This is a genomic window from Varibaculum massiliense (assembly GCF_900106855.1).
Classification (GTDB): Bacteria; Actinomycetota; Actinomycetes; order Actinomycetales; family Actinomycetaceae; genus Varibaculum; species Varibaculum massiliense.
This window is the reverse complement of record NZ_FNWI01000004.1, coordinates 1,460,965-1,482,239: the sequence shown is the minus strand read 5'-3', so window position 1 is coordinate 1,482,239 and position 21,275 is coordinate 1,460,965. Positions and strand designations below refer to the sequence as shown.

Here is a 21,275-nt window from a genome sequence, read left to right as displayed (position 1 = left end):
CCTAGACTGGCTGAGGCGCTGACGGCCGCCTTGCGCCCTCGTAGCTCAGGGGATAGAGCACCGCTCTCCTAAAGCGGGTGTCGGACGTTCGAATCGTCTCGGGGGCACTGTTCAGGGTTAGTTTCACCCCTCGCTGTGCTTAAAACTGCTTTGGCTAGGCTCACTCTGGAGGACGACCCCCGGGATATCTACTTTAGGTTCCGGTGTCGCGGGACTGGTTATCCATAATCCGCTGGCGTTCGGCGCGCTCGGTGCGGCGTCGCATCGCCCGCTCGCGCGGCCCTTCAATAGTTAGGAAGGGACGGGAGGCGCGGACAGTGACATCTACTTTCCAATGCCGCCACAGCCAAAGCCCCACTACTATCGCCACCACTAGCGAAGCTATGGCGCCGACTCCTAGCGACCAACGCGGCCCCCAATGTTCGGCTACCCAGCCGATTATTGGCGCCCCAATCGGGGTGGTTCCCAGGAAAAACAGGAAATAGATGGACAGTACCCGCCCCCTGATTTCTTCCTCGGTAGAAACTTGGATAGTGGCGTTAGCGCTGGTAAGCAGGTCTAACATCACGAATCCGGTGGGGATTAGCAACAGGGCAAAGATTTCGTAGGTAGGAGCTAGCGCCAGTGCGCCCTCTAAAATTCCAAAGAGGACGGCTGAGACCACCACGGTGAAAACTCGCGGCTGGCGGCGCCGGGCAGCTTGTAGGGCTCCCGCCAGGGCGCCGATCGCCATAATCGACCCTAGTAGCCCGTATTCACCAGCACCTTTCCCGAATACTCGGGTGGCCATGACCGCTTGGGTGAGCTGGAAGTTCATCCCCAAGGCTCCCACTACCGTAAGAATCGCGATGATGGCTTTAATGTCGGTACGATTTTGCACGTAGCGGAGCCCTTCACGCATCATCCCCTGGGTGTGGGAGGTTTTTTCCCGGCTAAAAAGCTTGCTGGTGTCCATGAGCGCCAATCCCAGAACCGGGACGATAAACAGCACGCAGTTGGCAATAAAAACCCAGCCTGGACCGATTCCGGCGATCATGAACCCGGCGAGACCTGGTCCGATCAAGCGCGCCGAGTTAAATGCGGTGGAGTTTAGACCTACCGCATTCGGCAGGTCGTCCCCGCTGACCAGTTCAGAGACGAAGGCTTGCCGCGCCGGGGAGGTTAGGCAGTCTGCAACTCCAGTTACCAGGGCAAATATATAGATTTGCCAGAGGGCGGCCACTCCCGTGAGCAGCAAAATCCCGGTTATCAGCCCACAAAGGGCGACTATGCATTGACAGATCTGGATTATGCGACGCCGATTAAAGCGGTCTGCCACCATCCCTGCCGGTATCGACAGCAGCAATTGGGGCAGGAATTGCAACGCGGTGACTACCCCGACTGCAAATCCGGATTGCTCGGTGAGCACCATCAGCACTACCCAGTCTTGGGCGACTCGCTGCATCCATAGACCGGTGGAAGCAAAGATATTGGACATCCACCAGAGCCGATAGTTGTGGTATTTGAAGGAGGTGAATGTGCGCGACAAATCTTCCTCCTCAAACCTTGCAATCTAAAACCTGCGGTATTTTCAGCGTAGTACCCTCAGTTACTTCCGGCAGCTTTCCACGCTTTCAGCGTAGCCGCGGAGGCGAGGACGAGTTAAGGAGCGGGTTTTAGGGAGCTATCCCCGGTGTTTTACTCCGGCCGCGCCCTCATGCCAGCAGCATCCCTAATACCCAATAGGTGGCGACACCTGCCACGATAGAGAGCATTGCGTTTGCCCATTTGAAGTGGATGGCGGCGGTAACTAGGATTCCGCCAGCCGCCGGTACCCAGGAGGCTAGCGAGCAAAAATTGGTGTCCATCAGCGCAAACACCACCAGGATCACCATTACTCCCAGCGGCATACTGGTAGCTATTAGGCGCACCAGGGGTGATTCTTCTTTTCCGCGCAGTGCCACAAAGGGGAAAGCCCGCAAAGCATAAGTAACTGCCCAGATTACGGCAATAGCACCCAGGGCGTAAGGGTAGGTTTCAGGATTCATTTCAGGCACCCTCTTTCCCGGAAGGAATGCGGCGCATTACCCAGGCGCAATGCAGCAAAACCACCACGGTAAACAGCGAAAGCGCGGTGATAAGCATATATTTTCCGCACCAGATGGCACCGATTAAACCGCAGGCTAGCGCGGCTAACCCCAGGAGTGGATAGTCGCTTTGCCGATAGGCATCTATTGCCAGGGTGACAAACAGCGCAGGCAGGGCGAACCCTAGGAAATCGGTGTTGAAGGGCAAGGCTTTGCCCACGAAGGCACCCACGGTTACCCCGCCTAGCCAGTACAGGTGGCAGAGCAGATTGATAGAGAGGACGACCGGGCCGGTTAGGCGCTTATCTGTCAGGTGGGAGGCGTTGAGGGCGTAGGCTTCATCGGTTAGGGAGTGGATTGCGTACAGGCGGGCGGGCGCAGATTTTATTTTGCGTAGCGGGAAACTCAAGCCATAAAACACGTGGCGAAAATTTACGAACAGGGTGGTGAGAGCGATTTGGAAAAAGTCGATACCACCGAGGATGAGGGAGACCGCGGTGAACTCCATCGAGCCGGCATAGATAATGGCAGCCGATAAAATAGTCAGCCATACAGGGAATCCTTGGGTAACCGCGAATGCCCCGAATGCAATCCCCAGCGGCAGGTACCCCATGCCCACCGGACCGGTCAGCCGTGCCGCTTGTTTTAAGGCTGACCGTTTTGGAGAAGCTGGGTTTCCGGAATCTCCGGGCGGTTGCTGACCCGGCGGCTGGCGGTCACAGTGCATGTTCATCATGTTAGGCAGTTTGGCTTCTTCACTCACCAGGGGTCTTAAACCCTGGAAGCGAGGGGAGGACGCGACATTTGAATCAAAATAACTATTTTTGCAGCCAGAACCGCTGTCCTTTGCCGGCTGGGACACCTGTTACACCGGGTGGCAAGTGACCAGATGCACGCACGATGTTTTTGGTCGCGCCCTTACTGTCCGTTAAACTATGGAGGTGCTTTGACATTGGAGATGTCGCATAGTGGCCTAGTGCGCTCCCCTGCTAAGGGAGTTGGGGTGGATAGCCCCTCGAGGGTTCGAATCCCTCCATCTCCGCCGACAGACAAGGTTTTTACCCCTATTTATGTCAGTTTTTAGGGTGGTTGTTAGCGCTTCTCACCAGTTTTAATGCCAAAGTGACAGAAAACTACGCGAAAATTTTTAGGCACTAACCCAAAATTCGTCACCCTATACGCGGCAAATCACGCCTATCTGGGCGTTATTAGTTTACTCCCCGCTATATATATGTTTTGGCCACGCCATCACTCGGCGTAGATTACGCACCTGGAAACGTTCTAACAGTTTTCCGCCGCCGTAGATTCCCCCCACCAGCACCGCAGCGGTAATGAGGGCAGCTATCAAGAGCGAAACCCAAGAGGTATCCAAAAGGACGCAGACCAACACAATTAATCCCGAAGGGAGAGCACACAGCAATAACGCCGCCATTGAGGATGCCATGGCAGCCAGCATAGATTTTCCGCTTCCGCCCGAATTATTACGCAGAGCCGACTGTCCCGGCGCCGGACCGGGGATAGTAACCACCGCAGAAATCAAAGAATCTGCGCCCAAAGCCACTAACAGGTAGCAGCAGGCTAAAAAGACAGATTTCAAAATCGCGGAGGTGTCCATTTTCAGCGCTAAACCAAAAATCAAAGTAATCGCCAGCATCACCGGAAGTTGATAGCTAGCAAGAACCCCAACACGCACGGTTCTGTCAGTTTTACCGGCAACCCCGCCAATAATCTGATACCAGTAGGCGGAAGAATCATTGGACCACATATTCAGCAGCGCAGTTGCGGCCGTCACCGCTACCAGCAAAATAGTTCCGTTCAACGCCCAAAAAACCATTTCTCCCGAGGGATGGTTTGCCCACAACATAATCCCAAAAATAACTGCCACATACAGTATCGAAGATAGGGAAATAATTTGGCGCGGGTCTTTTCGCTGGTAATAACTTATTCTTGCCCAATGAATCTGCCCTACCGGCGACAGGGGTAACACTCGAGCTAACAGAGGAATCCTCCAGACGTCCTCACCATTTTCGTTAAAGGACGCATCTAAGTTCTTGGCAGCGGATACTTCCGCTAAAACCTGCCCCCGCCCCATTAGAGCATTCGCAAAAACCTTCGGCCACGCCCTCAAGATTAGAACTCCATAAAAGCAGGTAGAGGCGAGGGAGAGCGCCAGCCCCCAATAAAAGTGAGCCATCACGAAAGGAGCAAGCAGGAAAGGAGCAAGCGGAGTAAGTGCCAAGAAATACCAAAAAATCTGCGCCGTGCTTCCAGTCAGTTTTTGCACCAGCAGCGGGAAAAACGCGGTTGCGCCACCACTATCGGCAAACCAATGCTGAATCATAGTCACTAGCAAGTATCCCAAAGCGATTACCACCAGCATACCGATACCGGTAAAAAGCTGGCGAGAGCTAGCGCGCTTGGCAGTTAATCGCGACACCAACCGAGTTTGCAATATCTGAGTGAGCGCTGCAATCAAAAATACCCCTAGCAGCCCACTTAGAACGGTAAGCACACTCGCACCAAGGCTACCGGCAGCTAGCCACCCCGCCAGCGACACCTCGTAGATAACGAAAACTATACAAGAGGAAACACTGACGATATTAGCCGCGAGCAATCCGTAGGCTGAGCGCCGGGTAGGGCCGATATAGGGGCTTAACGCCTGGGGGGTCAGGCTTTGTTCACCAGCTACCGATGCCGATACCATCATCATCCAAATCAGGACGATAAGCAGCGCGTAATAGATTTGAATCGGAGCGGTAAGCCCCGCGCGACCTGCTTGCCAAAAGCCGATTGCCACCCCAAGTAATATAAATGCCACGTAGATGATAGCTAGGACACCGAGGACTATTCGCCACCACTGTTTAGTGAACTGTTTGGTTTGCAAACGCAGGTTTAACCGGATTAGCGTCCCAACCATGACAGGTCTCCTTCGCATTGCTGATGTCCCCCTACCAACTGTAGGAAGCGCGAGTTGAGGTCTTGCCCTGCCGCGACTTCTTCGGTGGTTCCGGACACCAGAATACGACCCTGATTAATCACTGCCACATGGGTACATAATGATTCCACGGTCGCCATCACGTGGGAAGATAACACTACTGTTCCCCCTCGCTTCACATATTCTTTTAACACTTGTTGTAGGGTGTTTGCCGAAACCGGATCGACCGCTTCAAAAGGTTCGTCCAAAACCACTAGGCGCGGGGAGGTTACCAGCGCTAAAGCTAAACCGATTTTCTTGCGCATACCGGTTGAGTATTCGCTTATCGTTTTCTTTTTATCTAGCGGCAGTTCAAATGTTTGCAAAAGTGAACGGGAGCGCTGAATTGCACTCTGTTTATCAAGACCGCGCAGCTGAGCGACAAATGTTAAGTGTTCAATCCCGCTGAGACGGTCAAACATATGCATCCCGTCGGGTAATACCCCCAACGCTCTCTTTGCCGCTACCGGTTCGTCCCACATACTGATGCCATTAATGAAAACTGTGCCTCTGTCGGGTTCTAAAAGACCGGTAGCGATAGACAGAAACGTGGATTTTCCAGCCCCATTAGGACCTACCAGCCCGAAAAATGAACCAGCTGGTATTTGCAGATAAAGATGATCTAAGGCAAGGTTATTGCCGTAGAGTTTCACCACGTCCTGAGCATCTATCGCATTAACTATCCCCGCGGGTTCTGGTGCGGGCCTCTCCGGTTTTTCTGGTGAATCCAGCTTAGGTTTGGGGTTAGGTTTGGGGAGTTTATGTTCCATGGGTAAAGACTAACAGCCCCCCCCCATTCGCCAACTGTGCGACAGGCGGATTCTAGGAGGGCAAAGCCGCTGCCGGCGATTCCTAGAAGAGCGAGAAAAATACAGATAACAGCAAGCTGGCTATCGGGAAAACGGTTACTTTGGACAATGGTTTACAAATATCGGTTGATTCTAAAGCGAAAAAGACTGATCAGGCTGATAAAAAATATCTGCTTGTTACTGTTACTTACAAAAATACCGGGTCTGAACCAGTAGATTACAACCAGTTTGACTGGAAGCAAACGTCTGATTCAGGAAATATGAAAGATCCCGAACTTCCGGTTCTAGACGAAGAACCCCTAGGTGACGGATCCTTAAAAGCCGGTGGAACCGTGACCGGGATTGTTCCAGTCAAACCTGACGCTGCCAGCATTTCCTACTTCGGAAACATCATAGATAAAGAAGCCACGGCTACTTGGCGACTGAAATAGGTTCTTAATTTAAACTATTTTTATCTCTCATTTTTAGCTGCGTATTTTCCGGCTAGTTAATTGAGTAAAGGTTGTCCCCGGGCTTAGTAAGCCCGGGGACAACCTTTAATTACTTAGGGAAGTTTGGCTTCCTAGACCTCCTGGGATCGACGGCGACTGGCGGCTACCAATCCCACTCCGGTGATTACCGCTAGCGAGTTCAACGCCAGCAAGGTAGTTACCGACACCCCGGTCACCGGCATTTGCTCGCCGGCCGCCGGTTTCCCAGTATTGGCACCTTTAACTACCACAGTTCTGACGGTTTTTTTGCCGCTAGGTTTCACCGGTTGTTTCTCGGCTACTTCAAATTTGAAGCTGGCGCTTTCGCCCCATTCATTAGTGGCGGTAATGGTATGAGCACCTAGTTCCTTTGGTACTTGCACGGATACATAGAATTCACCTTTGCCTACCGCTGGATGGATTCCCAGGTCAACGATGGTCGAATGCATGATTACCCGGTTCTTACTCCCAGGACTAAATCCCGTGAAATGAACTTGCAATGTGTCCCCAGGCGCCAAAGAGCGCACCCGGTTTGTGGAAGCGGCAGCTTGCACCTGATGGTAGCGGCTGTATTCTGCCTGGGCGGCAGCGAGTTTAGATTGGGCTTGCCGATTAACCTCGGCAGCCGCCTTCTGGAAATCCTCCGCCTCTTTGGCCAGTCTCGCTAGTTCATCTGCTTTCTTCTGCGCATCTTTAGCAGCGGTATTCGCATTCCGATAAGTATTAAAGAGGGCGGGCAATCCCAGATTATCTAGGTCGCTATCGGCAGCGTCCAGACCATTTTCCAAGGCGCTCTGCCCCTTTATAGCCTTCAGTTTCTCCGCCAACGCCTGCTTAGCTTTCTGCTCATTTTGCAGGTCGGTGGCGACTTTGGTTACTACTTCCAGGTCTTTATTTGCTTTGTCAGCGGCAGCTTTCGCCTGCTTTAGGTCTTGAGCTACCTTTTCTGCCTTAGCTACCAGCAGATCATGAGCTATCTGCTGTTCAGCTAGCGGATTTAGCGCCTGCTGTGCGGCCGAACGCTCATTTTCCGCCTGACTTACTGCCTCAACTGCCTGCTGGTTTGCGGTTGTCGCCTCCTCCAGATCTTTATCTGCTGCCGTTTTAGCTTGCTCCGCTAGCTGCTGCGCCTGAGTCGCCTTTTGCAGCTGGGCGGCAGCTGCTTGGGCTTGAGGTTTTGCGTCAGCAAGCGCTGCCTTAGTCTCGGATAATTCTTTCTGCGCGGCTCCTAAAGCCGTACCTTTAGCCAGTTCCTCGAGCTCTTTTTCTTTCTCTGCTTGCGCTGCTTCTTTGTCTTTAATGTTCTGCTGCGCTAGTTCGAGGGCTTCCTGCGCAGTAGTTACGCCGGCTTTAGCGTTCTCGAGGGCACCTTCTGCAGCAGTAACGGCTTCTGCAGCTGTCTGCACTGCCTGTTCTTTTTCTGCGACCACGCCTTCGGCAGCCTTCTTATCGTTCTCCGCCGCCGTAACCTTTTGCTTTTCACTTTCTACTGCCGCAGCCGTTTCGGCTTCTTTATCTTGGGCAGCTTTCCAGGCATTATTCTTTTCCTGGGTTTTAGCTTCTGCGGTTGCTACCGCTGCTTTAGCTGTGGCTATCTTGTCATCGGCAGTTTTTGCCGCTGTTTTCAGCTTTGCCAGCTTCTCTTTCGCGTCCGCTAGCTTCTGCTTTGCACCCTCCGGAGTCACCGAGTTGTAGTACTCCATAAACCGTTTTTCGTATTCGTCAACGGTATAGGTTTTTTCTCCTGTCTCAACCCCGTCGCAGACTTCACCCCAAACAGCTCCGTACTTAATCCCTGGACCGGAAGCGCCAGCAAAACCGGTGGCAGTAGAGTGCCCCACGACATTTAAATAGTGTCCAATGTCTGGATATATATCAGGGTATTTCATCATAATATTGTAGGAAGACATAGTCGCCATATCGGGATGCTGTTTCACGGCATCGTCATAGATGGACTTCTCGGCGTACCACCTGGCAACCGGATCGCTTTTACCCCACGCTAGGTTTTCTGCCACCCCAAAGGCGCTCGAGTGCCCTATATGGTATCTGGACCAGTTGGCTTGCGCCTGAGCGATCGCCATTAGGCGGTCAGTAATCACGTAATCGTCAAGTTTTTCACCATTACGTCCACCCTTGGCACGATACTGATTAACTACTCGTACCCAGGCGATAGCTTCTTTCATATTGTTCAAGTTGGTGGTGTCATCGTCGGCTCCCGGCTTCAATGTACCGTTAACCAGAGTGCCATCGGCCTTTGTCTTCGTGGATTTATCGTTCAGAATTTCCAGAGCATCCGTTGCTCCTACACTTTCGAAGAACCCGAAGCTGCCTTTTTTGAAATTAGTATTAGCTTCCGCGACCGCTTTTTCAGCATTTTCTACTTCGGTTTCTGCAGCTTTTACCGCGGCATCGGCTTTCTGCTTGTTTTCCCGTGCCTTTGCCAGATTCTCTTCTGCCTTCTGTTGCGCGGCTTTAGCCTCATCGGCTTTCTGCTTGGCAGTTGCGGTATCACCTCGACGGGCAGCTGAGGCAGCCTCAGCCTTAGCCAGCTCACCCTGAGCAGCTTTAACCTGGTTTGCGGCCGTCTGCACAGCTTGTTCTGCTGCGGCCTTATTACTCTTCGCCTGCTCTACCGCATCTCGTTTTGCTTGCAGCTCACTTTGTGCCGCGGTGACTACATTCTGAGCATTATCTAGCTTGGTTTTCCGTTGCGCAGCAGCGTCTTTAGCCAACTGCACCTGGGCTTTCGCTGCTTCTACGGCCGCCTGGCCGTCCTTTAATGCCTGATCGGCGTTCTCACTAAGCTGTTTTACCTTGGCTTCCAGCTCATTTACCTTTTGCTGCTTGGCGCTGACATCGGCATCTGCCACTTGCCTCGCAGTTTCAGCTTTCGCTTTCTCCTCTTGAGCTGTCTGCAACTGCGTTTGCGCAATGTTCGCCTTCTCTTGCGCCTCTGCTAGCTCCTTTTCAGTTTCTGCCGCCTTGGCATCTGCCACTTTCTTGGCTTTTTCAGCGGCAGTCACCTTATCTTTGGCGGCCTGCAGCTCCCCAGCATCCGGAGCGGGATTATCTGCAACCGCTTTATCGGCCTCGGCTTTAGCTTTCTTGGCTTTAGTAAGAGCTTCACCCGCAGCTTTTGCGGCGCTCTCGGCAGCTGTTTTCTTCTCGTTTGCTTTATCAAGCAGGCTGGCAGCATCACTTGCCGCTTGAGCACTCTCTTTTTGTGCTTTAGCTAGGGCATCGAGGGCGTCTTTCTTTGCCTTTTCACTGGCCGCAGACTTCTCTCCGGATTTCTTTGCAGCGTCCTGCGCCTTCTTCGTAGCTGTCTGAGCATTACTATCGGCCTCCGCCGCTTTCGCGGCGCTCTCCTGTGCCGCTTTCTTCGCTGCCTCCAGCTCGTTTGCCGATTTTATTTTGGGATTGCCCTGCTGGTTTTGCTGCTCAGCACCTGCGGGATCAGCGGGCGCGGTAGGCTCGGGCGCGGCCTGCGCAATCCCGGTAGCTGGTAGCACCCCCGCTAACGCTAAAGCGAATCCGGTGGCAGTTAGTTTTGTGGCATGCTGCTTCATTAAGTTTTTTCTCCTTTAGGTCACCCCTCAATGACCTATCTCAACCCTCAACTTTGAAATTGGAGCGCCCGCTAACGATGATTAGAAACACCAGAACAGACGATGAAAATCTTATCAGGTAGATTAACGTTCCTCAACGGACGTAAGTCTCACTGGTGCTACTAGCGAGTAAAACCCGCCCTACACTACCTCACCCGGTACTCAGATAGCCCGCCGCAACCGGCGAGCTAATCTACCTAGGCAGCGAACTTTTTCATCGCCCCTTGGCGGGTCATACCGATGATCTCACCGATTGCCTGCCAGGTTTGACCTTGCTCACGGGCATCCCTAACCGCTTCATCAAGTCGCTTATCTGCCCTAACCGTTTCCACCAGCGCCTGATAAACCTTAATCAAGGCGGGATCAGTAATAGTCATCTCTGGTTCGGGATCCGCTGCGATTTCTGCAAGTAACTCTTCGTCAGTTTTCATTCAATTCACCCTTTCCTCAAGAATTTCAGTCTGGCTTTCATAGCATGAAAGATGTCCCCGTCTTGATTAACCCCTATTTCCAGGAGTTCACCATTGGGAGTTGGCCCGATAAGAATCTGATACCCGTCCAGGAAGTGCACGATAATGGCATTGCTATAAGCATGAGCTATCGCCTCGTCGGTGAAGCCGTGCCTATGCGCACTGTCCTTAATCACATTGGTAACGTTAGTTACCAAATCACATCTTGTCAACGATTGTTACCAATAGTTTTCCCGGTCTGTTCTTATTTACCCCTGATATGCTTGTTTATCCGCTCATCGTCCACCAAATCATGCTGGGATTCAGTTCTTATTTACCCCTGATATGCTTGGCGAAGGCAAAGAACCTATCGTGCATCAGCTGGGATTCAGTTCTTATTTACCCCTGATATGCTTGATTTAGACCGGCGTTATACGCCCGCTAAGCTGGGATTCAGTTCTTATTTACCCCTGATATGCTTGCGTTTCTCCACCAATACGCAAGCGGCGTGCTGGGATTCAGTTCTTATTTACCCCTGATATGCTTGACAGTAACAACAACCTTACGCCCCATAAGCTGGGATTCAGTTCTTATTTACCCCTGATATGCTTGGCGTTACCGGTCATTACCAGGCTTGAAAGCTGGGATTCAGTTCTTATTTACCCCTGATATGCTTGAGCGCGTCTGTAAAAGTGCGGCCGGTTTGCTGGGATTCAGTTCTTATTTACCCCTGATATGCTTGGCGTGATTCCATACCCGTTTACCTATTAGCTGGGATTCAGTTCTTATTTACCCCTGATATGCTTGTTTCTCCCGTCATAACCAGCACACAGGTGCTGGGATTCAGTTCTTATTTACCCCTGATATGCTTGCGCTGCCGCTAGTACATAGCCCATGTGCGCTGGGATTCAGTTCTTATTTACCCCTGATATGCTTGAGCGCGTCGGTAAAGGTTTTTCCGGTTTGCTGGGATTCAGTTCTTATTTACCCCTGATATGCTTGGTAAAGATAGGCAAGTGCCAATTACTGAGCTGGGATTCAGTTCTTATTTACCCCTGATATGCTTGTACCGGCCGGATGGGAGCCGGAATTACAGCTGGGATTCAGTTCTTATTTACCCCTGATATGCTTGTTCATGATTAGGTTTTGGTCTGCGGTTAGCTGGGATTCAGTTCTTATTTACCCCTGATATGCTTGGGCGGCGGTTTGCTGTGGTGGTTCTACTGCTGGGATTCAGTTCTTATTTACCCCTGATATGCTTGGTCAGGGGTAAATAATCCCAGGTTGTATGGGGTTTTGCGTCTAATTTTTCCTCAAAAAATTGATAGTTGTTCCGGTTTTTCCTCTGCTTTGCTAGGGGTTCCGTTGGAAAAATGGAACGTCCGAGACCATTGCTTATCCGTTAAGAAGAGCATACGAACGTTTCCTTCGGGAGGAATACCGGCACGGACTTGACCGATAGTGGTTACGTCACTTAATCCCGCCGGAGTGTATTTTGCGTAGACACTGAACTGCACCATGCTGAACCCTAAATCCAAAAGCATTCGCCGGTATGCGTTTGCTTCGCGCCGATGGCGGGCGGTGTCCACCGGCAAGTCAAACATCACCAGGCACCACATAGGTTTCTTACTCATAGAAACTACTTAAACCATTTAGGAGGAGAAAAGCTTTTTACTTGACTCTCTACATAAAGGCCAAATAACTGAGCGAGATCCTCAAAAGCTGCAGGAATACCGATACCATCGTCACGATACTGGCTACTGGCCGCCGCCACCAGCTCGGCTTTACAATCAGCCGTAGAAGATTTACCGGCCTTTTCGAGGCGAAAAACCTCCAAATCAATCAGCGGTCGAAAGATTTCCATCAAATCGTCCACCAAGCAAAATAGATTAGCCCGATTGTGATGAAATATCCCCAGTGATGGTTCTAAACCGGCTGCTAGCACTGCTCTTACCCCATGGCCGCGCACAATTGTATATCCATAATCCAGCATAGAATTGACGCCATCACCCAACCCCGGTTGACGCGAGAACTCTTTCCCGAATAGCGCCGACCAATAATAACGGGCTGCTCTGCCTTCGATATTGTCGGGATCACCAGAACGTACCAGGCTTACGAGCTCCAACAACTTCTTGCTGCCTTTTGCTTTCCCACATAACACCAAGGTTTTCGCCTGATTTTCTATTTTTCGCCTAACCACTGCTTTCCACGCAGTTTTTTGTTTAGGCACACTCATACCCGCCTGTGCCACCCGTCGCGCGGCGACCCGAGAATGAGGTCGCCATGCAAAAGCTCCCGCTTCCGGAATCCCCCGCCAATCGCAGAGCAATACACACACATCTGCAGCGGTTAAACGGTGCAACGCAGCCCCGGAGAGTTTAACTCCCATCCCGATAAGAACCACCGCAACATCAGCCACTGGCAGCACCACCTGCGGTTTATCTTCTGGGTGCAGGACTATGGCTCCTGTTTTAGAGGAAATCGACCCAGAAAATTGCGTTAAATCAATAATCCGCCAGGCAGACATGTTTACTCCTATATAGACCAGCTACTGGGTAGCCGCGAGGAATCTTCGCGAATATTTCCCAGCACGTCACGGCGAATTACCAAAGGTTTACAGGTTGAAAAAATCTTATTGATTGCCGGCCACCAACCCCGACCCTGTAAGATTTCTTTGGTTCCCGGCAGCGCATCTTCCGGCATTCCCTCCCCAGCTAAACAAAGTGGACGCATCCTAATCTGCCTATTAGTGGGGAATCCATCTACCGACCAATGCGATATTCCGGGATATTCCGACAGTAGCTCTGCAATTGCTCCTTTTCTTTCCGCAGATAAATCCAGTTCCAACTCGTCATCGACTACTAGCCAACCCAGATACTCGGCATTTCCTTCTCGGAAAGCCTCCCGTAACTTCTTTTCGGCATTACGCACCGAAATGCTTTGTTCTGGTAAATCAACCTGGAATAGATTAACCCCAGCTTTATTCGGTAAATCAACCGTAAATACCCTGAGCATCGCATATACCGGTTTCTTGCGACTCGCAATTCGATAAATCCGTGCATGGTGGATAGAAGTTCCCACCTCCACGCAACCGTTACGCAGCTTCAACATAGGGGCATTCGTTGGGAAGATCCCGACACTGTCATCTGCAGCAAAATGACTGCCATTAACCACTATTTTTCGTTCCGGATTAGCCGGCAGACCCTCTGCCCACACAAAGTCAGGCAAGCGGGTCAAAGCACACCACAAAGCGGGGGTTTCTGCCCGATCAATATCATTCATCGACCAGGCATCACCCAGGCGTTTACGATGAAGTTTCTTCACTTCCTCATGCAGTTTCCCGTCCCCAAGCCGCAAACGGAAATTAGAGAACACTGGAATCTGGTCATCAGCCAATGCTTGGTTATAGATTTCTGTCAGATAACGCATCTGCTCTAGCCAAACCGCATAGATCTTTTGCTGAGCAAAAGTACTACCTTTCCAGCTCTTCCAATTTTGCTCACCACCAGCCATAATCTGTCCCCGCCGAAGATTCTCTCGCTCCACCAGAGTCTGCGCTACTGACGGGCGCATCATCGCGATGGTGGCGGCATCCATCGCATGATGGCGCCTGTCCAGACGGGTTTTTCCCCGTCCTCCAATCAGATTAACCCGTCCTTCAAAACCTGAAGCTCGTCGGGCAGCAGCGGTAATCGAGCCATTAAAGACTCGCACCTTAACTTTATTTTCAGAGTCTGTTGCTTCCCCTCCGCTATTATGATTTGCTGTCGCCGGCTGCGCCTGCGGGGTGCGATAACGCTGCTCAATCCGATGAGCCAATTCACGCGCCATCCAGCTGACTGCTTCCATAGAGCGGTTATCAATCTCGGGGTCTGCTTTAGTACGCGATAACCTGTCAATCACTCCCGCCCGCAAACTTTTGTCATCTTTAACGGAAGTATCGGTAAACCAACCTTTAACCCTAGAAATCGCCTCTTTCTGGCTAACCCCCGGAATACTTGTTTGCGCAGCCCAAACCGCGAAAGGAATATTACTTTTCTCCTGGTTACACCGCCTACAAACTGCCACCAGATTATCCCTGGTATTCGTAGATCCCACCCCTCGCCGCGGAACGATGTGATCCATTTCGGCAGTAGCAAAAGTAATATGGGTTCCACAGTAAAGACACTCGCAATGTTGCCGCTGCAGCGCCTGCTGCTTGCGAATCGCAGCGATACGCGGCAACCCCGAAAGATTCTGACTCCCCTCTATCTGCTGCCGCGCCTCCTCGTTCTTCTTAAAACGTTGCGCTTGGAAACGTTGCAGTTCATTTACCTTTGCCTTGGACATGAAGGCTTCGCGCACGTGCTCGATATTGACCTGTTGCGGTATGCCCCATTCGGCTTCTGCTCGCAGCAACCAGCGATTAACTCCCTTCAAAACCCTGTCCACCACCGGATTTCCCACCGGTTCGCCCACCGGAACCGCAGGAGGCTTCCACTCCGGGGAAACCCCGAACTCTGCTTCCCGTGCCTGCTGCAAATCGACATTATCGGCCAAAATTCGTTCGGTTATCCGTCCCAAACTTTCTACCGAATAGGCCGCCCTGCCGATAGGGAGCCTCACCGAGGACTCTAGTTTCTCTAAGTCTTCATCGTTCAGACTGGCGACAAAATCAGCAGCTATCTGTTCTTCTCGGCTGGTAGCTTTCCCGGGTGCGGATGCGCGAGAAATCTGCTCAATAAACGCACATCTTTCCAGGTAACTGGCTGCACGCCACCACTGTTGCACTGGCTTAATACTGCATTTAGTCAAACGGATATTCGTTTCATCAACCGGCGGAGTATTCCCGGTTCGCTCTCCATCCGCCGTCAATTTCCCGGTTCCGAGCAAATCCTGGCGTTCTATCCCTAAAACTTTAGCCACCTCTATCCAGGTGGGAACCTTCTTGCGGTCTGGGTCGCTTAAGAACTTGAACAAGGAACTCATTTCTTCGCCGGTCAAACGGCGTTCTTTCTGTCCATCCTCATCCTCACGAATTCGCAGATTAGCAATAATGGTGGCAATCCGATAACGCTGAAAAGCCGGATGAGCCTTTTCAGCGCGATCTAAATGTTCCTGCCCTGGCAAAGCATCTTTCCCCACCTTTTCGGCAGCGCTACCTTTGGGTGATTTTGACGCAAAAACTCTATCGATTAACTGCTCACCCAAATCTTCGCTTATTTCCTGACGGGAAAAAATCTTTTTAAGTTCTGTGGCGTAATCACTTTGCAAGAGTTTCCCAGCCAAAATACCGGCATCGCCACGTATCTTTTCCCCGCGATCAAGAAGGTAAAGCAGCTGGCCCGGGGTTAAGTCTTCGGGCAAAATTCGCCCAGTTTTTTCTGCAACTCGCGACCGCAAAGCAATGACTTCATCGGATTCCGGGTGCGAAACATGCAGACTGCTAACCGACACCCAAGGCGAGCGCCAGCCTCGATGCCTCGCTATATGCCGAATCGCAATCGCCAGTTTTTCATGGCGTAGCTGTTCATCTTCTATATATTCCTCAACCAGTAGAGCACGGACTTTCCACGGTTCGTGCGGGTCGGGATACTTTTCCAAATCCGGTAGCGGCCAACCGAGGACAGCCAAAAACTGATCCAACTCCGCGAGCCGCCGACGCCTATTCCTAATAAGACGGCGCGCTCTGCGGGTTCGTCCAGAAATAGCCTTCCGAGTTTCCTGGGTTTTACCACCATCTTTACCGACACCAGCATCGTGCAGCAGCACTGAAAGATTCAAAAAAGAAATCGGATTGTCGTCATCATCAATCTCAAGAGCGCAGAAGCCAGTAGAGTTCCGCCCTACATCAATGCCAATCCGATAACGCCGCTTGTCTTTGGGAGTAATTTCCTTGTCGTTCATAGAACAAGGATAAGCAAATAACATAGAAAAGTGGGAGAAAACACACTTCCACCCCAAAAGATGAAGTGGAAATAATAGCCAAAAGGCTGAGCATTCAACTTCGCTAACGAGGCGAAGCTTACTGAGATTCAGTTCCCTTTAACTCTAAGGTCAATTCTAAAAAAGAGCAAGCAATTCGGCCGAATAGAGTCACCTGTCGGGGGTAATCACCATCCAGATAACAGACTTGAAACACCCGTCAACCAGCACTAAAATAAAAAACCTCAGTGCCTGAAGCACTGAGGTTTTGAGCTCCCCCAACTGGATTCGAACCAGTAACCCTTCGATTAACAGTCGAATGCTCTACCGTTGAGCTATGGGGGATCGACGAATGTAAGCCTACCTTGAGAGGGCGAAAACTTCCTAATCTTCTAGGTCTATAACAATCCCCAATTTCTGTTCCCACTCACGCACTACTGATTGCAGATATCGCTGGTCATCCAGGTTTTCAAAGCTAGATATAGGGGGATACAAACGTAAATTGCGGTTATCGTCACGCAATATCTGTGCGCTAACTCTCTGACCAGAAGGCAACTCTAAGGGGGTGATGAACACCTGCGCCTCGCTAAGAGCCTCCCGAATAATGTCCATAAAGTTGTGTGTAGGAGCTTCCGCCGGGGTAAGAATCAGATCATCGCCCTGGTGAAAAACCATTCGCAACGTACCCGCCTCACTATCCCAGCGGGCGTGAGAAACCTCATCCCAACCAAAACGTGACTTCACCTGCGCAGATTCCACGTCCATTAGTGCTTGCATGGTCACCACCAGGAAGTGATCCTCCGCCACCTTTAGGTACTCAAAAACCCTATCAGAGGAGGTGAGGACGGTTTTCACGGCGTCTGGAACCCTGCGCCCCTTCAGTCTTCGCACAATGTTGATCACGTTATCCACCCTAAACGAAATTAAATAATCCGCCCGCCATCCGGTAGGCTAGATGCGCCCCGTTAGCTCAGTTGGTTAGTAGCAGCGAACTCATAATTCGTGGGTCGCGGGTTCAAGTCCCGCACGGGGCACCCATGCGTTCCTTGTTCCCTACGACCCTTGGCTCCTCAATTTTTAGCGGTGAGGGCGAATTCGCACTTCTCCCCCAATAAGGCGCACTATCTCTAGGCGCGCAAAGTCGCCTTAAACTTCTTAGCGGTAGCCTTAATAATCCGGGTGCGCACCGCCTGAATCTCGCTAGCACTCAGAGTGCCTTCCCCAGAGCGAATCTTCACCGAGAACGCCAGCGACTTCTTGCCCGCGCCCAACTGTTGACCACTGAAAACATCGAAAAGACGTACTTCTTCCAGCAGGTCTCCCGCCTGTTTCTCAATCACCTGTTGCACGTCAGCTGCAGGAATATCCGCATCGACTACCAGCGCGATATCTTCTTTCGCGGGCGGGAAGGACGATACTGGCTTCACCTGCAAATCTTTCTTCGGCATCGCTTCGGTGAACTTCTCAAAGTCAATCTCGAAAGCGCAAGCAGATTCCGGCAACCCGAAGTTGCGGCAAACCGCTGGGTGGAGCTGCCCCGCCAAACCAACGCAGGCACCCCGCACCACGATCCGGGCGCAACGCCCCGGATGGAAGGGCGCGACTGCCTCCGGGGAGCCTGGCTCCCCCATCATATTGTCTTTAGCTAGGCGCTGGCGTCCATCTTTGCCTTGCACGCGCATCGGTACCGCCAAAGTTTGCGCTACCGTCCGCACGAACTCTACCGCGTCCGCCCAATCATAGGAGCGTCCACCGCCCAGCGCACCGGCAAGTTCCGCCTGTCCCACTAGAACACCAGCAATATGCTCCGGCTGGTAAGGAACTCCTTTTCCGAGGGCGCGCTGCTGGTCCGGATCCGGTTTGTGCTCGACCCCGAAAGAACCGGTAAGTTCAGTTCCCATTCCCCGGGTAACTAAACCGGTCTCAAAAATCGCGCATTGCTCATTACCACGGGCAATATTGCGCTGAGCCACCCCCAGCAAAGTATCTAGCAAGGAAGTGCGCAGCAAGGGCTGATCGTCTGCCAGCGGGTTAGCCACCAGCACCGCCTGGCGGCGCACATCCTTTTCTCCGAGTAGTTCAGCGTCAAATACGTCCTCGGAAATAAAGGGATAGGAAAGCACCTGCACCAGGCCGCCTTGCGCCAGCGCCCGCCCTACATCCCGGCGAGCCCGCTGCTTGGGGGTATATCCGCGTCCGGCAATCGGGCGCGGCCTGCGCGAAGGAATGGTGTCATAGCCGGCCAGCCGGGCAATTTCTTCTACCAGGTGCGCCGGTCCAGTCAAATCAGGACGCCACGATGGCGGCTGGGCAATAACATTGCCCTCTTCTACCCGCACTTCACATCCCACATCTTTTAGCAGACCAGTGATGGTTTCCTGATTATATTCCACCCCGGTTAGCCGTGCCGGTTCATGCAACGGCATCACAATTTCGGCAAAGGGCTTGGTGTTATTGAGGTCGCTAACCCGTCCACTGTCGGTGCCCCCGCCGTATTCCACCAGAATATCGACTACCCGCTGGGCAGCTACCGGCGCTAGCTCGAAATCCACGCCGCGTTCAAAACGTTTGGAGGCTTCGGAAGGCAGTTTATGCCGCCGGGCAGTACGTGCAATCGAAGTGGGCTGGAAATGCGCCGCCTCTACCAGTACATTCACGGTATCGGCAGTCACCTCGGTGGAGGCGCCACCCATAACGCCAGCGAGTCCCAGCACCCGGGAGCCTTCTACGCCCTCCGGGGAGTCGGTAATCAGTAAATCTTCGGGATCAAGGGTGCGCTCTACCTCATCGAGGGTAGTTAGCTTTTCGCCGGCTTTCGCCCGACGAACCACGATCGGTTCGCATACTTTATCCAGGTCATAAGCATGCAGGGGCTGCCCCAAATCCAGCATCACATAGTTGGTGGCATCTACCGCCAGCGAAATAGAACGCATTCCTGCCTGTTCCAGGCGGCGCACCATCCAGTCCGGAGTTGCCGCCTGCGCATCAATACCGGTCACAATGCGAGTGACAAACCGGTCACAACCAACATTGCCATTAATCGGAGCCTCATCTGCGACTTTAACCGCAAATCCGTCCTCGGTGGCCGCTGGTACTGACCCGGAAGGTAGATTCTCTGCCAGCCCCAGGTCAGTGAATTTAGCCCCCGTGGAGTGGGCATATTCGCGCCCCACCCCGCGCATTGCGAAACAGTAGCCGCGATCGGGGGTGATATTGATTTCTAGGGTTTCCTCCCCCAATCCCAACAGTTCAATCACTGATTCGCCGGGAGCAGGCAGCTCCCCGGCTGCCGCCTTTTCCGGCAGTAACTGCTCCAGGACAATAATTCCGTTATGGTCATCGCCAATCCCCAGTTCCCGCTGGGAACAAATCATTCCGTCAGAAATATGTCCATAGGTTTTACGGGCGGCAATCTGGAAATCACCGGGCAGAACTGCTCCCGGCAGCGACACCACTACTAAATCTCCCACTTTAAAGTTGTGGGCGCCGCAAATAATTCCGCGACTGGGCAGTTCGGAGGGCTCTTTGCCTTCCCCGGGACGGTCATTAAACTCGCCGACATCGACTCGGCAATAGTTAATGACTTTCCCATTGGATTGTTCTTTGGCATCCAGGGTCAAAACCCGCCCGGCCACCAAAGGTCCAATTACCGCGGCCGGATGGATGGCTTCTTCTTCCAAACCTACCTTGACCAGGTCATAGGAAAGCTGTTTGATATCCGTACCCGGCACTACCTCGACGTGATCTTTTAGCCAATCAAGCGCTACAAATGGCATTGCTAGTTTCCCCTTCCGGTAGTGCCGAACTGTTTAGAAAATCGCACGTCGCCCTCGACAATATCGTGCATATCGGTGATTCCATGTCGCAGCATCAGGGTGCGTTCAATGCCCATCCCGAAGGCGAAGCCGGAATACACATTCGGGTCGATTCCGCAGGCTATCAGCACATTCGGGTTTACCATGCCGCAGCCGCCCCATTCGATCCAGCCTGGCCCGCCTTTCTTTTGCGGGAACCACAGATCCATTTCTGCGCTGGGCTCGGTAAAGGGGAAGAAAGAGGGACGCAAGCGGGTTTTGGCTTCCATCCCGAACATGGATTGCGCGAAATGATCCAGGGTGCCTTTCAGATCCGCCATCGTCAGACCCTTATCGACTGCCAGCCCCTCTACCTGGTGAAACACTGGGGTGTGGGTAGCATCCAGTTCATCGGCACGGAAAACTTTCCCGGGGCAAGCAATATAGACCGGCACTCCCCGCGAAAGCATCACTCGCGCCTGCACCGGCGAAGTGTGAGTGCGCAGCACCAGGTTCCCATCCCCAGGGTTTTCTCCCCCCAAAGAGCGCCCATCTATATAGAGGGTGTCTTGTTCTTGCCGCGCCGGGTGATCGGGGTCGATGTTGAGAGAATCAAAGTTGAACCATTCGTGCTCGACTTCCGGGCCTTCCGCGATTTCCCAACCCATAGACACGAAAAAGTCAGAAATATCTTCCATCAAGGTTTCCAGGGGATGACGCGCACCTTGCGGGTAACGCTGCGCCACCTGGGTTACGTCCAGTGCCTCTGCCGCCAAAGTTTGGGCTTCTTTTTCCTTCTCGAGGGCGGCTAGGCGCTGATCGTATGCAGCATGCAGCTGTTTCTTAGCGCCGCCCAGATTCTTGCCCGCCTGGGCTTTATCCGCCTTATCCAGATTGCGAATCTCCCGGTTAGCCAGGATGATCGGCGCGCTGTCACCCAGGTGAACCCCGCGCGCCCTCTTTAATTCTTCTAGCGAGTCGGCAGCAGAAAAATCGGCTTCTGCCGCCGCAACTGCCCGGGCAATTCCCTCTTGATCTAGCGGGGAGATAGGTGTGGTCGCGTCAGACACAGGTTCACCTTTCATCAATATTTGTTCTCTCTTTTGTCTTACACTCTAGTTGCCAAGTAAATTCGGGGGTAATTTCAGACCGCGAAGCGAAACTTTCCAAAGACGCGAATACAAAAAGATACCGTGCGAAG

The 21,275-nt window shown here is 52.4% G+C and carries 15 protein-coding genes, 4 tRNA genes and 1 CRISPR repeat array; of the genes, 4 read left to right on the top strand and 15 right to left on the bottom strand.

Annotation, left to right across the window (positions count from 1 at the left end):
- Positions 1 to 34 precede the first annotated feature (34 nt).
- Positions 35 to 107, top strand: a tRNA-Arg gene (locus BQ5456_RS06625).
- An 86-nt stretch (positions 108 to 193) separates the two neighbouring features.
- On the opposite strand, the gene BQ5456_RS06620 is transcribed toward BQ5456_RS06625, so the two are convergent.
- From BQ5456_RS06620 to BQ5456_RS06610, 3 genes are all read right to left on the bottom strand, one after another.
- Positions 194 to 1,528 carry an MFS transporter gene (locus tag BQ5456_RS06620; protein ID WP_071129289.1) on the bottom strand — a complete coding sequence of 445 codons (1,335 nt, stop codon included), beginning with the start codon at positions 1,526 to 1,528 and terminating at the stop codon, positions 194 to 196.
- 166 nt (positions 1,529 to 1,694) lie between these two features.
- Entirely contained in the window at positions 1,695 to 2,027 is a 333-nt protein-coding gene (locus tag BQ5456_RS06615; protein ID WP_071129288.1) for a branched-chain amino acid transporter permease, read from the bottom strand.
- 1 nt (position 2,028) lies between these two features.
- Complete coding sequence (locus BQ5456_RS06610) at positions 2,029 to 2,802, bottom strand: AzlC family ABC transporter permease (RefSeq protein WP_235858541.1); 774 nt, start codon at positions 2,800 to 2,802, stop codon at positions 2,029 to 2,031.
- Positions 2,803 to 3,020: 218 nt separating this feature from the next.
- Here BQ5456_RS06610 and BQ5456_RS06605 point away from each other — a divergent pair.
- Positions 3,021 to 3,108: transfer RNA gene (locus BQ5456_RS06605), tRNA-Ser, on the top strand.
- A gap of 171 nt (positions 3,109 to 3,279) precedes the next feature.
- On the opposite strand, the gene BQ5456_RS06600 is transcribed toward BQ5456_RS06605, so the two are convergent.
- Positions 3,280 to 4,983 (bottom strand): hypothetical protein, encoded by a 1,704-nt coding sequence (locus tag BQ5456_RS06600; RefSeq protein WP_071129287.1) that lies wholly within the window; start codon positions 4,981 to 4,983, stop codon positions 3,280 to 3,282.
- Positions 4,968 to 5,810 (bottom strand): ABC transporter ATP-binding protein, encoded by an 843-nt coding sequence (locus BQ5456_RS06595; RefSeq protein WP_083378411.1) that lies wholly within the window; start codon positions 5,808 to 5,810, stop codon positions 4,968 to 4,970. Before BQ5456_RS06595 ends, BQ5456_RS06600 begins: the two co-directional genes overlap by 16 nt.
- A gap of 116 nt (positions 5,811 to 5,926) precedes the next feature.
- On the opposite strand from BQ5456_RS06595, the gene BQ5456_RS06590 reads away from it, so the two are divergent.
- On the top strand, positions 5,927 to 6,280 hold the full coding sequence (locus BQ5456_RS06590; protein WP_083378410.1) for a DUF4352 domain-containing protein: 354 nt from the start codon (positions 5,927 to 5,929) through the stop codon (positions 6,278 to 6,280).
- Positions 6,281 to 6,411: 131 nt separating this feature from the next.
- Here BQ5456_RS06590 and BQ5456_RS06585 read toward each other — a convergent pair whose 3' ends face one another.
- The 8 genes from BQ5456_RS06585 to BQ5456_RS06550 form a co-directional block, all read right to left on the bottom strand.
- Positions 6,412 to 9,888, bottom strand: coding sequence for a hypothetical protein (locus tag BQ5456_RS06585; protein ID WP_071129285.1), 3,477 nt, complete (start codon positions 9,886 to 9,888; stop codon positions 6,412 to 6,414).
- A 236-nt stretch (positions 9,889 to 10,124) separates the two neighbouring features.
- A complete protein-coding gene (locus BQ5456_RS06580) occupies positions 10,125 to 10,358 on the bottom strand; it encodes a hypothetical protein (RefSeq protein WP_071129284.1) in 234 nt (77 codons plus the stop codon).
- A gap of 5 nt (positions 10,359 to 10,363) precedes the next feature.
- Positions 10,364 to 10,573: a hypothetical protein gene (locus tag BQ5456_RS06575; protein WP_071129283.1), complete on the bottom strand. Its 210-nt coding sequence runs from the start codon at positions 10,571 to 10,573 to the stop codon at positions 10,364 to 10,366.
- Positions 10,574 to 10,691: 118 nt separating this feature from the next.
- A CRISPR array of direct repeats spans positions 10,692 to 11,638; the repeat unit is 37 nt; unit sequence GCTGGGATTCAGTTCTTATTTACCCCTGATATGCTTG.
- A 51-nt stretch (positions 11,639 to 11,689) separates the two neighbouring features.
- The gene (gene cas2, locus BQ5456_RS06570) at positions 11,690 to 12,010 is read right to left on the bottom strand and encodes a CRISPR-associated endonuclease Cas2 (protein ID WP_071129282.1); all 321 of its coding nucleotides are present in this window, start codon (positions 12,008 to 12,010) and stop codon (positions 11,690 to 11,692) included.
- A 5-nt stretch (positions 12,011 to 12,015) separates the two neighbouring features.
- Entirely contained in the window at positions 12,016 to 12,903 is an 888-nt protein-coding gene (gene cas1, locus BQ5456_RS06565; RefSeq protein WP_071129281.1) for a type II CRISPR-associated endonuclease Cas1, read from the bottom strand.
- 8 nt (positions 12,904 to 12,911) lie between these two features.
- Positions 12,912 to 16,262, bottom strand: a complete 3,351-nt coding sequence (cas9, locus tag BQ5456_RS06560; RefSeq protein ID WP_071129980.1) for a type II CRISPR RNA-guided endonuclease Cas9 — start codon at positions 16,260 to 16,262, stop codon at positions 12,912 to 12,914.
- Positions 16,263 to 16,553: 291 nt separating this feature from the next.
- Positions 16,554 to 16,625, bottom strand: a tRNA-Asn gene (locus BQ5456_RS06555).
- 39 nt (positions 16,626 to 16,664) lie between these two features.
- Positions 16,665 to 17,171 carry a hypothetical protein gene (locus BQ5456_RS06550; RefSeq protein WP_143037051.1) on the bottom strand — a complete coding sequence of 169 codons (507 nt, stop codon included), beginning with the start codon at positions 17,169 to 17,171 and terminating at the stop codon, positions 16,665 to 16,667.
- Positions 17,172 to 17,239: 68 nt separating this feature from the next.
- Here BQ5456_RS06550 and BQ5456_RS06545 point away from each other — a divergent pair.
- Positions 17,240 to 17,314 (top strand) — tRNA-Ile (locus tag BQ5456_RS06545).
- A gap of 93 nt (positions 17,315 to 17,407) precedes the next feature.
- Here BQ5456_RS06545 and pheT read toward each other — a convergent pair.
- Both pheT and pheS read right to left on the bottom strand, forming a co-directional pair.
- Entirely contained in the window at positions 17,408 to 20,056 is a 2,649-nt protein-coding gene (pheT, locus tag BQ5456_RS06540; RefSeq protein ID WP_071129279.1) for a phenylalanine--tRNA ligase subunit beta, read from the bottom strand.
- 2 nt (positions 20,057 to 20,058) lie between these two features.
- The gene (gene pheS, locus BQ5456_RS06535) at positions 20,059 to 21,159 is read right to left on the bottom strand and encodes a phenylalanine--tRNA ligase subunit alpha (RefSeq protein ID WP_083378407.1); all 1,101 of its coding nucleotides are present in this window, start codon (positions 21,157 to 21,159) and stop codon (positions 20,059 to 20,061) included.
- Positions 21,160 to 21,275 lie beyond the last annotated feature (116 nt).

What these genes read in the sequence shown, in the direction of transcription:
- BQ5456_RS06615 (WP_071129288.1), bottom strand. Translation starts at nt 2,027, where the DNA reads ATGAATCCTGAAACCTACCCTTACGCCCTGGGTGCTATTGCCGTAATC.
- BQ5456_RS06610 (WP_235858541.1), bottom strand. Translation starts at nt 2,802, where the DNA reads ATGATGAACATGCACTGTGACCGCCAGCCGCCGGGTCAGCAACCGCCC.
- BQ5456_RS06600 (WP_071129287.1), bottom strand. Translation starts at nt 4,983, where the DNA reads ATGGTTGGGACGCTAATCCGGTTAAACCTGCGTTTGCAAACCAAACAG.
- BQ5456_RS06595 (WP_083378411.1), bottom strand. Translation starts at nt 5,810, where the DNA reads ATGGAACATAAACTCCCCAAACCTAACCCCAAACCTAAGCTGGATTCA.
- BQ5456_RS06585 (WP_071129285.1), bottom strand. Translation starts at nt 9,888, where the DNA reads ATGAAGCAGCATGCCACAAAACTAACTGCCACCGGATTCGCTTTAGCG.
- BQ5456_RS06580 (WP_071129284.1), bottom strand. Translation starts at nt 10,358, where the DNA reads ATGAAAACTGACGAAGAGTTACTTGCAGAAATCGCAGCGGATCCCGAA.
- cas2 (WP_071129282.1), bottom strand. Translation starts at nt 12,010, where the DNA reads ATGAGTAAGAAACCTATGTGGTGCCTGGTGATGTTTGACTTGCCGGTG.
- cas1 (WP_071129281.1), bottom strand. Translation starts at nt 12,903, where the DNA reads ATGTCTGCCTGGCGGATTATTGATTTAACGCAATTTTCTGGGTCGATT.
- cas9 (WP_071129980.1), bottom strand. Translation starts at nt 16,262, where the DNA reads ATGAACGACAAGGAAATTACTCCCAAAGACAAGCGGCGTTATCGGATT.
- pheT (WP_071129279.1), bottom strand. Translation starts at nt 20,056, where the DNA reads ATGCCATTTGTAGCGCTTGATTGGCTAAAAGATCACGTCGAGGTAGTG.
- pheS (WP_083378407.1), bottom strand. Translation starts at nt 21,159, where the DNA reads ATGAAAGGTGAACCTGTGTCTGACGCGACCACACCTATCTCCCCGCTA.